Genomic DNA, 15,717 nt, shown 5'->3' with positions numbered 1-15,717 from the left:
GAAGCATGGCTAAATTAAAAAGAGCGTATGTATGTAATGATTGTGGAGCCGATTTTCCAAGATGGCAAGGTCAATGTAATGCATGTGGATCATGGAACACAATTACAGAAGTCAGAATGCCTGCATCACCGCAGGCTGCAAGAAATGAGCGCCTGACGGGATACTCCGGCACTCTGTCAGAGTCAAAAGTACAGGTACTGGCAGAGATAGACCTGCAGGAAGTTCCCCGTTTTACCAGTGGATTTAAAGAGTTTGACCGGGTGTTGGGGGGCGGTATTGTCCCGGGTGCTGCGATTCTCATCGGGGGAAGTCCCGGTGCAGGAAAATCCACCTTATTATTACAGGTGATGTGCTATCTGGCGAATACCATGCCGACGTTGTATGTCACCGGAGAAGAATCGTTGCAACAAGTGGCAATGCGGGCATCCCGGCTTGAACTGCCAAAACAACACCTGAAAATGTTGTCAGAGACCAGTGTTGACAAAATATGTCAGCTTGCAGAGAAAGAACGTCCCGGAATTATGGTCATTGACTCGATTCAGGTGATGCATGTTTCTGATGTTCAGTCGTCTCCGGGCAGTGTGGCTCAGGTGCGTGAGTCTGCGACAGCACTGACACGTTATGCCAAGCAGAATAATGTTGCTGTGTTTATTGTCGGCCATGTGACTAAAGACGGCACGCTTGCCGGACCTAAAGTGCTCGAACATATTATTGATTGTTCTGTTTTGCTCGATGGTGGTACTGATAGCCGCTTCCGGACACTCAGAAGCCATAAAAACCGCTTTGGTGCCGTGAATGAGCTGGGCGTGTTTGCCATGACGGGGCATGGAATGAAGGAGGTGAGTAATCCTTCTGCTATATTTCTGTCCAGAGGGGAAGAAGAAACGTCAGGTAGCTCTGTGATGGTGATCTGGGAAGGAACTCGTCCTTTGCTGGTTGAAATTCAGGCACTTGTCGATTATTCTCAGCTCGCAAACCCTCGCCGGGTGGCTGTTGGTCTGGAACAAAACCGGTTGTCACTACTTTTAGCGGTCTTGCACAAACATGGTGGACTGATGATGGCCGATCAGGATGTTTATGTGAATGTTGTCGGTGGCGTTAAAGTGACTGAGACCAGTGCTGACCTGGCTTTGGTGATGGCTCTGCTTTCCAGTTTCCGGGATCGTCCTTTGCCAAAAGATGTCGTTATATTTGGAGAGGTGGGGCTGGCTGGCGAAATTCGTCCGGTTCCCAGCGGGCAAGAGCGTCTGAATGAAGCCTTTAAACACGGCTTTAAAACCGCGGTAATTCCGGCGGCAAATATGCCCAAAGGTGGTATATCCGGTATGCAGATTCATCCGGTGAAAAAACTTTCAGAGGCAATAGAAGCCTTTGATGCGTTATAGAGTAAAAACATATTTAAAAGGTGATGCATTTGTATCACTCAACAAAGAATCAGTCGTTTGAAACAGCCTGTAATGACTATCTGGTCACCGACTGAAATTATTTTTAACCAAAGTGCATGCAGGGCTATCAGTCTGGATAGATTATGATATACTCTGCGCGCAATTTATACCTTATTAACAGAGTAAGACAATGACTGATTTATCAAAGTACAGAAACATTGGTATTTTTGCTCACGTAGATGCGGGTAAAACTACCTCTACCGAGCGTATCCTTAAGCTAACTGGTAAAATCCACCGTACCGGTGAAGTTCACGATGGCGCTGCTACTACTGACTTCATGGAGCAGGAAGCTGAACGTGGTATCACTATCCAGTCTGCAGCAACAACCTGTTTCTGGAAAGACCACCGCCTGAACATTATCGATACTCCGGGACACGTGGACTTTACTGTTGAAGTATATCGTTCACTAAAAGTTCTTGATGGCGGTGTTGGTGTGTTCTGTGGTTCTGGTGGTGTTGAACCTCAGTCAGAAACAAACTGGCGTTATGCGAACGAATCAGGCGTTGCCCGTTTGATCTTCGTGAACAAGCTGGACCGTATGGGTGCAGATTTCTACCGTGTTGTTGGACAGGTGAAAAACGTGTTGGGTGCAAACCCACTTGTGATGACTCTGCCTATCGGTATTGAAGATGACTTCAAAGGCGTGATTGATCTGCTGAACATGAAAGCGTGGATCTGGGATGAGTCTGGTCAGCCAGAAAACTACACACTTGAAGATATTCCTGCTGAGTATGCTGATAAAGCTGCTGAATACCGTGAAATGATGATTGAAACAGCGGTTGAACAGGACGATGAGCTGATGATGGCTTATATGGATGGTGAAGAACCAACTGTTGAGCAACTGAAAGCTTGTATCCGTAAAGGGACTCGTGATCTTGCATTCTTCCCGACTTTCTGTGGTTCTGCATTCAAAAACAAAGGTATGCAGCCAATGCTGGATGGTGTTGTTGACTATCTGCCGGCACCAACAGAAGTTGAACCTCAGCCACTGACTGATAAAGATACGGGTGAAGCAACTGGTGAAGTTGCTAAAGTTGATGCAGATGAGCCACTACGTGCACTTGCATTTAAGATCATGGATGACCGTTTCGGCGCCCTGACCTTTATCCGTATCTACTCAGGTAAGTTGAACAAAGGTGACACAATCCTGAACTCAGCAACGGGTAAAACTGAGCGTATCGGCCGTATGGTTGAGATGCATGCAAACGATCGTAACGAAATTTCTTCAGCGCAGGCGGGTGATATCATCGCTGTTGTTGGTATGAAGAATGTTCAGACTGGTCACACTCTGTGTGATCCTAAGCATGAATGTACACTTGAGCCAATGATCTTCCCAACACCTGTTATCGAGATTGCTGTTAAGCCTAAAGATAAAGGCGCATCTGAGAAGATGGGTATCGCGATCGGTAAAATGGTTGCAGAAGATCCTTCATTCCAGGTTGAAACGGATGAAGAAACTGGCGATACCATCCTGAAAGGTATGGGTGAACTTCACCTGGATATCAAAGTCGATATCCTGAAGCGTACTTACGGTGTTGAGCTGGAAGTTGGTCAGCCACAGGTTGCTTACCGTGAAACAATTACACAGCCTGTTGAAGATAGCTATACGCATAAGAAACAGTCTGGTGGTTCTGGTCAGTTCGGTAAGATCGATTACCGTATCAAGCCTGGCGAAACTGGCAGTGGCTTCACGTTCTCTTCAACTGTTGTGGGCGGTAACGTTCCTAAAGAATTCTGGCCAGCAGTTGAAAAAGGCTTTGCAAGCATGATGCAAGAAGGTGTTCTGGCCGGATTCCCTGTGCTTGATGTTGAAGTTGAACTGTTTGATGGTGCATATCACGCGGTGGATTCATCTGCAATTGCATTTGAAATCGCAGCGAAAGGCGCTTTCCGTCAGTCTATTCCAAAAGCGGGCGCGCAACTGCTTGAGCCAATCATGCACGTTGACGTGTTCACACCAGAAGATCACGTTGGTGATGTGATTGGTGACCTGAACCGTCGTCGCGGTATGATCAAAGATCAGGAAGCAGGCGTCACAGGTGTACGTATTAAAGCTGATGTCCCACTTTCAGAAATGTTTGGTTATATCGGTCACCTGCGTACAATGACTTCTGGTCGTGGTCAGTTCTCTATGGAGTTCTCTCACTACGCACCATGTCCTGCAAACGTTGCAGAAGAAGTTATTGCTGAAGTGAAAGCAAGAAAAGAAGCGAAGTAATTCATTCTTCATTCTGACTGAATAGATACAGCCCGCCTTTGATGGCGGGCTTTTTTGTTTCTGTCATGCCCTTGTTTAAGCGCCCATGGATGGCTTGAGTGGTTTGCGGAACCAGATATATCCAGATCAGAAAATGACTTAGAATGGTATGATATGGCTACAGGGAAACAACTTCTGTCTGGTGAGGATATTGTTTCCGGAAGTGCTCAATCTGTTCACTCAACCAGCGATGGAACAGGACTATCTTTTCTCTTTTCATATAACTTTCCGGACCACACAAATAATAGCTATATCTGGACCGGGTGCTCTTTTGCCCGATTCTGACCAGCTTCCCTTCCTGAATTAACCGGTAAGCCATGCTATGTTTGGCAAGTCCAACCCCCTGAACCGATAAAGCACCTTCAAGAACATAGAGGGCACCATTATATTTCAGGGTAGGTCTGGCTGCCGAAGCATGATTCGCACCAACCGTTTCGAGCCACAGCGCCCAATTCATATCCGGCCACATATCTTCGATCAAATCGGCCCGGTAGAGATCATCGATATCATGAATCTGATGTTGCTGCTGGTACAAAGGGTGACAAACCGGATAAAGGACTTCATCCATCAGCAGAATGGAATCCAGATTGTCATAGTTACCTTTCCCATAGCGGATGCAAATATCGAGAGAAGAATCCTCAAATGAAGCCAGTTGGCTGACAGGTTCAACCAGTAACAACATATCCGGATGTTGTTGACGGAAAAGCTGGAGACGCGGGACCAGCCAGTGTTGGGCAAAAGATGGAATTGTTGAAATAGAAAGACGTCCGGGATCGGGATCCTGAGTTAATAATCTCACGCCATTTTTAATTTCACTAAACCCCTTGCTAACAGACTGATATAACAATTTGCCTTCATTGGTCAGTTGAACCTGTCTGTGTTGCCTGACGAATAAATCACATTTGAACCAGTCTTCAAGCTGACGAATTTGCTGGCTGACAGCCGCCGCACTGACAAATAGCTGGCCGGCTGCAAGTTTAAAACTGCCGGTCTCAGCCGCAACATAAAAGTAGTACAGTGCCTGCAGAGGAGGAAGTCGTTCTTTCACTTAAGAATTCCTTAACTGAATGGAAATTTTTATCGTTTGTGGGTCATTGATAACTTTGTGATTATTGCTCATGAAATCAACGATAATCAAGGAGTCATTATGAATGAGCTATTGAATAAGCCGGAAAGATACGATTCAGTTTTATCGAACTCTCCCCGAACCATAGTTAAGGATATCTTTGCCATAGTAAAAATATGGATACAAAATTACCGTACCCGGAAACAGCTGAAGGAACTGCCCGAATCATTGTATGACGACCTTGGTATTGATCGGAATATGATGAAAAAAGAGTCAGAACGTCCATTCTGGGATTAACCATGAAAAGCCGGAGACTGTTCCTGAATTTCGTCTTCCCACAGTATCAGCCTGTTCTCCGGCCATTGATATCCCAGTTCATGATATTTTTTTTCAAGCAAAAATCGTTTAATTTTCAGAGTAGGCGTCAGGATGCCGTTCTCTATTGTCCACGGCTCCTGAATCATCAGGACACCTTTGATTTGCTCGTGGGCCTGTAGTTGCTGGTTGATTTGCTGAATGATTCTGTCGGTTGAGCGCTCATACCTTTGCCGGTCAAAGTCAGGAAACTCATGGGGGACAACAAGCAGAACAGGACCCGGAAGTCCCGGACCAATCAAACACAGCATTTCAAAACGCCCTGCCTGATACAGTGCTTTTTCGATAGGAACCGGTGAAACAAATTTACCTTTTGCTGTTTTAAAGGTGTCTTTTTTTCTGCCGGATAAACTCAGATATCCTTCAGAATCTATCATGCCCATATCACCGGTTTTCATCCATCCATCGGGATCAAAGATACACCTGGTTGCGGACTCATTTTTATAGTATCCGGAAAACACACCGGGACTTTGTACCAGAACTTCACCCTCTTCATTTGTTTTGAGATGAATACCGGGCGCCGCGATACCGACTGTACCTATTTTGTTTTGATGATATGGATAGTTGAGAGTACTGAGCCCAAGCAATTCGGTCATTCCCCATGCTTCTGTAATGGGCAAGCCAATTTTGTCATACCAGAACAGTAGTCCGGGCGATACAGGTGCTGAGCCACAGCCCAGAATTCTTGCCTTATCCAGTCCCAGTCCCCGTGCTATTTTGTGTTTGATGATCTGGTTGATGAAGGGAATTTTTAACAGTAAATTCAAACGGTTTTGCGGGAGTTTATCCAGAATACGTTGCTGAAAGAGTGTCCACAAACGGGGAACGGAAATGAACAGGGTCGGGCGCTGCATCCTGACATCTTCGATAAAGGTATCCAGAGACTCAGGAAAGGCAGTTTGAACGCCCGTCATGATTGAGACGCCAAATATATAAACCCGCTCGGTGATATGAGAAAGGGGTAAATAAGAGAATAAGCGATCCTGAATATGGACCGAAATTAAATTCGTCAGTTGGCGGACTGCCCAGAAAAATGCGCCATAACTCAGCATAGCTCCTTTGGGGGTTCCTGATGTCCCGGAAGTATAGACAATTGACATGATGTCATCTCTGTCATGTTTTGGGATAACTGCTGCCGGGTGACATTGTTGAATAAGGTCTGAATATTGATGTTGGCAATCCGGGGCAGAAGAATAGGGTAAAGCGATGCTGTAAAGCTGTTGATGCTTATCCAGAATCTGCCGGGTTGTTTGTGTATCATCTAATTTACCGACAAAAACAGCCCGGCATTCACTATGGCTGATGCAGTAATCAATAGTTTCAAAGTTGGCGGTCGGAAATACCGGAACACTGATAAAATTTCCCAGCATCATGGCCAAATCACAGATGAACCATTCTGCACAGTTTTTCGAAATGATGGCCACTTTATCCTGAGGTTTGAGTCCCTGATTTTGTAGTGCAGTGACAAGACGTAACGCATGGTCTGCAACTTGTGAAAACGTATAAGTTTCGAATTTCCTGTGTTTGATTTGTTTCAGATAAATATCATCCGGGCGGGACTGAGCCCATTTCAGAAGATACTCGTCAGGTGTTACCAGTAACTCCTCATGTGCATTGTTATCACCCATCATCAGGCTCCGTTCCATTTTTTATTGTGTGATGGCCGGATATCATTCCGGTGCGTGTTTATGTGTAGTAGGTGTCAGACAAACTGCTGGGATCGGGTTCCGGATATTTCTCAATGACTTTTTTCAGATATTCCTGATTATTCCTTAAAGCATTGACGCAATGACGATCCAGTTTTTGTTCTGCGACCATTTTCTCCAGCTCAAGCAAGGCAAACGGCACAGAGCGGGCTTGTTTGTATGGACGGTGACTGGTCAATGCATCAAATATGTTGGCGACGGTAATAATGCGTGCCGACACTGGTATGTCCTGACCTTTTAAGCGATGTGGGTATCCTGAACCATCCATCAGTTCATGGTGGTATGCCATGATATCTTTAAGAATAGCGATACACGCATGATTATCACATTCAGATCCGGGAAGAATTTTATTGATGATCTCAACCCCTTTCTCTATGTGACCCGTCACCTGTTTCCTTTCGAGGCTCGCAAGCGCTCCCGGTTTTGTCAGCAAATCACAGGGAAGTGACAGTTTGCCGATGTCATGAAGCCGGGAAAACAGGGTGATGAAATCAATCTGTTCATCATCCAATTGGTAAACTTCGGTCAGGCCCTGAGCTATCACCTTGGTAAAAAAGTACATTCTTTCCTGATGATCTTTCGCCTGTTTGAAGTGTTTTGGATTGCGCTGAAGAATCTCTTCAGTTTCTTTTAAGATAGCGTGAATGATTTGATATTCTTTGAGAACGGCTTCTCTGATCTGTTCCAGATAGGGAGCAAGAATTCTGTCTGATGATTCATCAAATATAAAATCCTCCGATGCATTAATAAAAATAAAGCCGATAAAATCGCCATTGTAGTAAGTGGGGGAAGCAAAAGAGGATGAAAAGTTCTGTGCTCTTAACCAGTTGTTATGATGACTCTCTTTTTCCAGGCGTTTATACAAATTATTGATATACCGGTTTGTGTTTTGTTCTGCACATTCTTTCAATGACGGGATTTTACTCAGCGGATACTCATAATGAATCAGAATCTCTCCTTTTGGTGTGCTGTCAGCATAAGTTTTAAGGTGATCAGTCATTTGGTCATAAATTGCAAACGAGACCCGGACGATCTGAGGAATTTCTGTGCAAATGCTCTCATGAAGCCGGGCGAGTTGTGAGTTCAGACTTTTAAATTTTTCTGGTTGCCGAGAGTCATGTTGCATTTCACCCATGAGCTTTCCCCTTGATTCAATACATTTTGGATCCTTATGTACTAATTTTAGGCGATGAATCGGCTGAAAGCTGAATGATTCGCTGTGAAATGCATAATTTTATTGTGATGTTTGTCAATAAAAGATTTTAAGCTGAAAAGTACGGCTGAAAGGAAGAACAAAATATCTGAGAGATTCAAAACAGCCGTTGCCGAAACTACTGCTTCTGGCATCTTAAAGCAGTACTCAGGCAAGCTGAATACGCTTCATCAATACGCGCTTCATCAATGTGCAGTGGCCAGATAATCAAGAACGAGTTTGGTCATTGCATCTTTCTCTTCCTCTGTGATAAAACTGGCTTCAATTGCATTCAATGTGAACTGAGCCAGTTCATTTTTATTTAATTCATGTGCACCGGCAACTGCCATAAAATTAGCGTTCATGTAACCACCAAAATAAGCGGGATCATCTGAGTTAATTGTCACGCACAGGCCTTTTTTCAGCAGATCTGTTATGTTGTGTTGCTGCATGTTCTCAAACACACAAAGTTTGATATTGGAGAGTGGGCAGACAGTCAGCGGCATTCGGGTTTCTGCTAATTGCCGGACCAGTTTTTTGTCCTCAACGCATCTGACACCGTGATCCACCCGGCTTACCCCAAGGTCATTGATGGCTGTGATAATATTTTCGGCCGGACCTTCTTCTCCGGCGTGTGCTACGGTCAGCAACCCTTCATTTCTTGCCATTGCAAAGACTTTCGAGAATTTTTCCGGTGGATGGCCCTGTTCGGAGGAATCCAGACCTACACCTGCAATGAGTGTTTTATATGGCAGCGCCTGATTGAATGTTTCTATCGCATCTTCTTCACTCAGGTGACGCAGAAAACACATGATCAACTGGCTGGAAATACCAAGTTCAGTTCTGGCCTGCTCCAGCGCCCGGCTGATTCCCTGAATCACAGTTTTGAATGGGATCCCCCGGCTTGTGTGGGTTTGAGGATCAAAGAATATTTCCGTATGAATGACATTTTCTTCATGGCAATGCTGAAGATAAGCCCAGGTTAAATCAAAAAAGTCCTGTTCATGAAGAAGTACATTTGCTCCCTGATAATAAATATCCAGAAAAGATTGTAAGTCAGTAAACTGATAGGCGTTTTTTACTTCTTCCGGGGTTGAATATGGTATTTCAACCTGATTGCGTTTGGCCAGCTCGAACATCAGCTCAGGTTCCAGCGTGCCTTCAATATGCAGATGAAGCTCGATTTTTGGTAATTTCTGAATAAATTTTTGCATACTCGCCTCTTTTATTATCCGCAGAAAATGAATTGATACCTGAACAATCTGAGAGATGCCATCTCAGCTTGCTCCGGTACAGTTTAAGATACAAAAAAGGCTGGCATGATGACAATGCCAGCCTTATATACATGAGTGTCCTCAAGTATATAATCAGAATCAATTAATTATTACTGTGCAGCTCATCATTCAGCTCAACCGCTGATTTGTTCGCCAGACATTCTACCTGACCTGTTTGAGAGTTGCGACGGAACAGCAGATCAGAGACACCGGCTAAGTCTCTCGCTTTCACGATTTCTACCGGGTTGCCATCTTTATCCAACATCTGAACTTTTGTACCGGCAGTGACATAAAGTCCTGATTCGATTGTACAGCGATCTCCCAGCGGGAATCCTAAACCAGCATTTGCACCCAGAAGTGAATTTTCCCCAATAGATACAACGACTTTACCGCCACCAGACAGGGTGCCCATAATCGATGCACCCCCGCCGATATCTGAACCATTATTGACCATCACACCGGCAGAAATTCGTCCTTCAACCATGCTGACACCTGTTGTACCGGCATTAAAGTTGATGAAGCCTTCATGCATGACGGTTGTTCCTTCACCGACGTGAGCACCCAGACGTACACGCGATGTATCTGCGATACGTACCCCGGCCGGAACAACGTAATCCACCATTTTCGGAAATTTATCCACACAGTCTACCGTCAGTGTTCTTCCGGCCAGGCGTGCTTCCATTTGACGAGCTGCCAGTTCTGGCAGGTCAACCGGCCCTTCATTCGTCCACGCAATGTTGTGAAGCAGGCCGAAAATACCGTCGAGCACAGTCCCGTGAGGTTGCACCAGGCGGTGTGAAATCAGTTGTAATTTCAGGAAGCCTTCAGCCACTGACTGAGGTTGCTCATCGGTCCGCAGAACAACCAGGACAAGTGGTTGTGAGGCTTTTGATGCTTTTTCAGAAAATTCAGCACTGGTTGTTTCACCATGAGCCAGAAATATCGGTGCAAGCTTTGCTGCCTGTTCTGCTGAAATTTCAACGGCATGGTTTCCGTTTTCCCCTGTCATTTCAGTGATACTTTTTACCAGAGCGGCAGATGGATGGAAAACTGGCGTTGGGAAGTAAGCTTCAATGATTTTGTTATCACAGTTTTTAGTGGCAGTCCCAAGAGCAAGTGCAAAGTCTGACATGATATATCTCCGTGTATCTGTGCGTTTTTGCCGTAAGTTGAATACGAAATCTGAATGTTGGCGTTATGATAAAGAGCCGGGAAAAAGATAAAAGTCTTCTGACAGATAAAGTCTGTCAAACGATATGTTTTGTCTTTTTACCGATATATCTCTTTAATCAGAATCCATATTTCCCGTTTTTTAATGACGAAGCTGCGTTCAAACGGGCAGTCTGTCCACACGGGATGGTTTTGTATCAGGCTGCCTGTTCGTCTGTATCTTCCGGCTTATCTTCCGGGACGGCCTTGGGCTTTTTCGGTGCAGGTTTACGTTTCGCACCGAGAGCATATAAAACCTCTTCTTTGTGCTTCGCCAGATATAAGGCCAGTTCTTCCTGTTTTTCTTCGTTATCCAGCAGCTCACTCTGGCCAAGTAAAGTAAACAGTTCATCTGCCATATCCAGCATTTTGTCATAAGCGTCTGCTTCGGCCTTGGAAGTGAAAGTCATTTTTTCTTCTCCGTTGCGCTCTACCACATACTTGACGATTACAGTCATGGTTTTTCCTCTATGTGATTATTGATAGTTACTGTTCTTTTATACAGTATTTCATGTGTCTGATCATTTCAAATTAAACTGAATCATTGACCGGCCATTCAAAGCAAAACCGGATAAAATGTTTCAGTAACGGATTTTGGTATTTCTCTTTATGAACCAGCAACCAGTATCTCCGCCGCATATTGAGAGGCACTGAAAGACGAACGACCCGTCCGTCTTTCAGTGCGGATTGCGCAGCCAGTTCGGAGAGGCAGCCAAACCCAAGATTTGCAGCGACGCTGTTGATTAAAGCTTCTGTTGTATTGAGTTGAAATGTCTCCTGCCATCGTTCCAGACGGGGGGCGACGGTTCTCAGAAAAAACTCTCTGGAGCCTGATCCGGCTTCTCTTAACACCCAGTTGCTGTTTTCAAAATCTGCCAGCTGAATATTGGAATGGCTGACCAGCGGATGATCCGGTGAGCTGATGATGCACATTTGATCGTGGCTGAATTGCTCTGCAATGAGTTCCGGATGTTGGGTTTTTCCCTCAATCAGGGCGATATCCAGTTCGTAGTCAACCAGCTTTTGACAAATCAGGGCTGAATTAGAAATAAACAACGTTTGGGATGTATGCCTGAAATTTTGTCTGAATGCACTGAGCAGCCATGGCGCGACCTGATTGCCAATCGTATCGCTGGCACCAACTCTGACCTGACCGGTCAGGTTGTTTTCATTATCAAACAGTTGCTGAATATCATTGGTCCTGTGCAGCAGTTCATCGGCAAGAGGCAGCAGTTTTTTTCCTTCCTGATTCAGAATCAGCCGGTGATTGACCCGGTCAAATAACACATGTCCCAGCTGCTTCTCCAGTTCTGCAAGCGACATACTGACGGCAGCTTTAGACAAAAATAGGGCCTCGGATGCCTGAGTTAATGTTTCATGCTGCGTAATGGCGGTAAAAATATGAAGTTGTCTCAGGGATATATGATACATAGAGCACAATGCTTATCAGCGGCAGTAAAACATCATCTTAGGGATTTTAAGGTTTTGATCAAGCCAGAGTCTGAAATACTGTTATACCCAACTGACCCTAATCTGTTCGGGTTGAGAAAGGCTTATGCTATTCTGATACACATTCGTATCTCTGATTTTTCCGGATGGGGCCTTGTTTACTGTTTATCATTCCAATCAACTGGATACCCTGAAAATTATTCTGCTTCATTTGATCAGAAATGAACCTTTAGCGCATCCGTTTGATACAGAGCAGATACTGGTGCAGAGCTCTGGTATGTCACAATGGCTGAAAATGGCGCTGGCAGAAGAGTTTGGTGTGGCTGCAAATCTGGCTTTTCCGCTGCCGGCGGCTTTTATCTGGGAACTCTATACGTCAGTGTTACCGGATGTGCCTCAGCGCAGTGCTTTTAATAAAAATGCGCTCATCTGGAAAATTATGCAGACGTTGCCGCATATGCTGGATATGCCACAATTCCAGCCGCTGCAGCAATATCTTGAAAAAGATGGTTCGGATCTCAAGTGTTACCAGCTGGCAGAAAAAATTGCTGATATATTCGATGGTTATCTGGTTTACAGGGCTGACTGGGTCGAGAAATGGGAAGCCGGGGAGGTTGTTGCCGAACTGAAAGGGAAACATGAATGGCAGTCGTTACTGTGGCAGCGTTTATATCAGGAGACCCTTTCTCAGGGGCACTCCCATTATCACCGGGCTAATCTTTATCAGACTTTTATTGAATCGCTTCAAAAGGGCCTGGTGCCGGAAGGCGTATTACCAAAACGTTTATTCATCTTTGGGATTACTGCACTCCCACCTCACTATCTGGAAATATTTAACGCAATAGGGGCACATATTGATGTTCACCTGATGCTGACAAATCCTTGTCGCTATTACTGGGGAGATATCCGGGATCAGCGATATCTGGCAAGACTGGCGAATAAACATCGTCAGTCGCTGATGCTACAACAGGGCAGGCTCATCACAGGTAAGTCAGGTACTTTACTGAAAGAAGGGCACATACCGTCAGAAGATGAATTGCATCTTGATCTGATGACCGGGAATAGCTTGCTGGCGTCGATGGGCAAACTGGGACGGGATCACCTGTATCTGCTTTCTCAGCTTGAATGTGAAGAACATGAATTTTTTATCGAAGCTCCCCGCGACAGTCTGCTTCATCAGATTCAGGCCGATATCCTGCATCTTGAAATGCATCAGAATGATGAAGTTTTAGCGTCGAGCCAGCATAAACAACGTATTCATCAAGGTGATTATTCTCTCTCTGTACATGTTTGCCATAGTGCCATGCGGGAAGTCGAAGTCTTGCATGATGCACTCTTGACGTTATTTGATACCAACCCGGATTTAAAACCCCGTGACATGATTGTCATGGTCGCTGATATCAATACTTACAGTCCGGCGATTGAGGCGGTATTCGGTAATGCGCCCGGAGAACGGTTTATTCCTTTCTCGATTTCTGACCGGACGGCTGATCGTGAAAGCCCGGTTCTGCAGGCATTTCTTCGTCTGATCCAACTGCCGGAATCGCGTTGTCTGTCTTCTGAACTACTTGAGTTACTTGAAACGCCAGCCATGATGGGCCGTTTTGATATTTCTGAAGCGGAGTTTGAACAAGCACGGAGCTGGGTGAAGGCATCCGGAATTCGCTGGGGGCTGAATGAAGAGACAGCCCGTACTCTGGGGTTGCCGGCAACCCATCAGAATACCTGGGAATTCGGGATAGAGCGCATGCTGTCGGGCTATGCGATGTCTCATACGGTCGATGTATTTGAGTATGGCTCCTGGATCGTTGCCCCCTTTAACGAAGTTCAGGGACTGGAAGCGGTGCTGGCCGGCAAACTTGCTGCGTTTATCAGCCGGATTCGTCATTACCGGACTATTTTGGGTCAACCCAGAGAAATTCATGACTGGCGTCAGCTGCTTAATACATTGCTGGATGATTTTTTTGCACCTTCAGTGGAAGAAGAAGTCATTTTTCAAAGTATCCGGGATACGCTGGCCCGAATGAATGAGAACCTGGACGATGCCGGTTATGACCGGGCTGTTTCAGCAGAAGTGATGGTCCGGCATTTAACGGATCAACTGTCTGGTGTCCGGGGTAGTCAACGTTTTCTGGCCGGACAGGTGAATTTCTGTACATTAATGCCAATGCGTTCTATCCCGTTTAGTGTTGTGTGTTTACTGGGAATGAATGACGGTATTTATCCGCGAAATATGCCGGCGGAAGGATTTGATCTGATTGCAGAACAACCGAGACCGGGTGATCGTTCCAGAAGAGATGACGATCGTTACCTGTTTCTTGAAGCGCTGTTGTCAGCCAGAGAACGACTCTACATCAGTTATGTGGGTCAGTCGGTCCGGGATAACTCATCATGTCAGCCGTCGGTGCTGGTGACCGAGCTGATGGAATACTGCTGCCAGAATTACTGTTTATCCGGTGATGAAGACCTGCCAGTTGATCTTTCCGGAAAAAAACTGGCGGAGTATCTGACGATTGACCATGCCATGGTACCTTACAGCCGGAAAACATTCAGCCAGTATCCGGGCAGTTATGCCCGGGAATGGTTACCGGTTGCCAGAGGTGATGAACCCGGCACGCCAGCTATTCCGGAGCAACTTCCCGATTATCTGGCGGATCTCACTTTTCCGGCAGAGCTGGATTTAAGTGAGTTTCAGCGCTTCTGGCATCTGCCGGTTAAATACTTTTTTAACCGGCGGTTAAGGGTTGTTTTTGAGTCATCTTTGCTGGTCATGGATGATGAAGAGCCTTTTGCACTCAATGGTCTTGAAAGCTATCAGCTTCGTGATGAGCTGGTGGCGGTTCTGTTAGAGGCCGGCGATAAGGAATCTTCGGCCTCGCGGGCAGAAGATTATATGAAAACCAAACGGGCTCAGGGACTTTTACCGGTGGGCGCATTCGGAGAGCTTGAGTTTGCCAACCATCTGGAGCAGGCAAACCAGATGGTTGATGCACTGCGGGATTTATGTCGTGAGCCGTTGCCGGATCAGGAGGTCAATCTTCTTTCCGCTGTTTTGGGAGAAAACCGCGGAATCCGGATTGTGGGCTGGATTTCTCGCCGTTACCAGAGCGGTCTGGTCCGGTACCGCAGCGGAAAAGTTCGTTCTCAGGATTATCTCGCCGGCTGGATTGAGCATCTGATGATGGCCGCAATGGGGTGTTCATGCCCGACTCATTTGATTGGCTACGAGAAAAAAGCCGGAATCAGGCATCTGGTTTTTGATGAGATGAACGATGCTGCAGAGGCGATGTCGCTGATTGATGAACTATTGGCGCTTTATCTCAAAGGGATGAATCAGCCGTTACCTTATTTCCCCAAAACGGTATTGGCCGGTGTTGAAGCGAATATGGATAAGCAGGGACAATGGCAGGAAGATAATGAAAAGGCAGCAAAAAAAATGGCAGAAACTTTTCTGGGGAATCTGAAAATTCCCGGAGAATGCGATTCACCCTATATTTCCCGCGTATGGCCGGAATGGTCAGATACACTATCGGAAGAGGTACAGGCATATATGTTAAAAGTCATGAAAAAAGCCAGACTGCATGCGAGAGAAGCTGAGTGAATGAGTGTAGGGTGGCCGTCAGAAAATCATTATATTGTAGGGTGTTTACTGTACGGCCACAGGTCAGAGGGACCATAAATTTGTTGTCCTGAGACGATGGGGAGCATCTTAATGACAGAATCACTCATTAACCGTGAGTCAGA

Annotated in this window: 11 protein-coding genes; 4 read left to right on the top strand and 7 right to left on the bottom strand. The window is 45.7% G+C overall.

Annotated elements, in window-relative coordinates:
- The first annotated feature begins 5 nt into the window (after positions 1–5).
- Both radA and fusA read left to right on the top strand, forming a co-directional pair.
- Positions 6–1,385 carry a DNA repair protein RadA gene (gene radA, locus OCV29_RS14405; RefSeq protein WP_073602553.1) on the top strand — a complete coding sequence of 460 codons (1,380 nt, stop codon included), beginning with the start codon at positions 6–8 and terminating at the stop codon, positions 1,383–1,385.
- A 190-nt stretch (positions 1,386–1,575) separates the two neighbouring features.
- Entirely contained in the window at positions 1,576–3,663 is a 2,088-nt protein-coding gene (fusA, locus tag OCV29_RS14400) for an elongation factor G (protein WP_073602552.1), read from the top strand.
- Between the two features lie 157 nt (positions 3,664–3,820).
- On the opposite strand, the gene OCV29_RS14395 is transcribed toward fusA, so the two are convergent.
- Positions 3,821–4,750: a LysR substrate-binding domain-containing protein gene (locus OCV29_RS14395; protein ID WP_073602551.1), complete on the bottom strand. Its 930-nt coding sequence runs from the start codon at positions 4,748–4,750 to the stop codon at positions 3,821–3,823.
- 99 nt (positions 4,751–4,849) lie between these two features.
- Here OCV29_RS14395 and OCV29_RS14390 point away from each other — a divergent pair, with 99 nt between their 5' ends.
- Complete coding sequence (locus OCV29_RS14390; protein WP_073602692.1) at positions 4,850–5,065, top strand: DUF1127 domain-containing protein; 216 nt, start codon at positions 4,850–4,852, stop codon at positions 5,063–5,065.
- On the opposite strand, the gene OCV29_RS14385 is transcribed toward OCV29_RS14390, so the two are convergent.
- From OCV29_RS14385 to OCV29_RS14360, 6 genes are all read right to left on the bottom strand, one after another.
- On the bottom strand, positions 5,062–6,774 hold the full coding sequence (locus OCV29_RS14385; protein WP_139281507.1) for an AMP-binding protein: 1,713 nt from the start codon (positions 6,772–6,774) through the stop codon (positions 5,062–5,064). The genes OCV29_RS14390 and OCV29_RS14385 overlap by 4 nt on opposite strands.
- Positions 6,775–6,829: 55 nt before the next feature.
- Positions 6,830–7,984 (bottom strand): HD-GYP domain-containing protein, encoded by a 1,155-nt coding sequence (locus OCV29_RS14380; RefSeq protein ID WP_073602550.1) that lies wholly within the window; start codon positions 7,982–7,984, stop codon positions 6,830–6,832.
- Between the two features lie 263 nt (positions 7,985–8,247).
- A complete protein-coding gene (locus OCV29_RS14375) occupies positions 8,248–9,255 on the bottom strand; it encodes an adenosine deaminase (RefSeq protein ID WP_073602549.1) in 1,008 nt (335 codons plus the stop codon).
- Between the two features lie 163 nt (positions 9,256–9,418).
- Complete coding sequence (dapD, locus tag OCV29_RS14370) at positions 9,419–10,447, bottom strand: 2,3,4,5-tetrahydropyridine-2,6-dicarboxylate N-succinyltransferase (protein ID WP_073602548.1); 1,029 nt, start codon at positions 10,445–10,447, stop codon at positions 9,419–9,421.
- A 235-nt stretch (positions 10,448–10,682) separates the two neighbouring features.
- Positions 10,683–10,982 (bottom strand): YebG family protein, encoded by a 300-nt coding sequence (locus OCV29_RS14365; RefSeq protein ID WP_073602547.1) that lies wholly within the window; start codon positions 10,980–10,982, stop codon positions 10,683–10,685.
- 73 nt (positions 10,983–11,055) lie between these two features.
- Positions 11,056–11,955, bottom strand: coding sequence for a LysR substrate-binding domain-containing protein (locus tag OCV29_RS14360; protein WP_073602546.1), 900 nt, complete (start codon positions 11,953–11,955; stop codon positions 11,056–11,058).
- Positions 11,956–12,127: 172 nt separating this feature from the next.
- On the opposite strand from OCV29_RS14360, the gene recC reads away from it, so the two are divergent.
- Entirely contained in the window at positions 12,128–15,574 is a 3,447-nt protein-coding gene (gene recC / locus OCV29_RS14355) for an exodeoxyribonuclease V subunit gamma (protein WP_073602545.1), read from the top strand.
- The last annotated feature ends 143 nt before the right edge of the window (positions 15,575–15,717 follow it).

The sequence above is a fragment of the Vibrio aerogenes genome, from assembly GCF_024346755.1.
In the GTDB taxonomy this organism is placed as follows: domain Bacteria; phylum Pseudomonadota; class Gammaproteobacteria; order Enterobacterales; family Vibrionaceae; genus Vibrio; species Vibrio aerogenes.
This window is presented reverse-complemented; position numbering and strand designations above follow the sequence as displayed.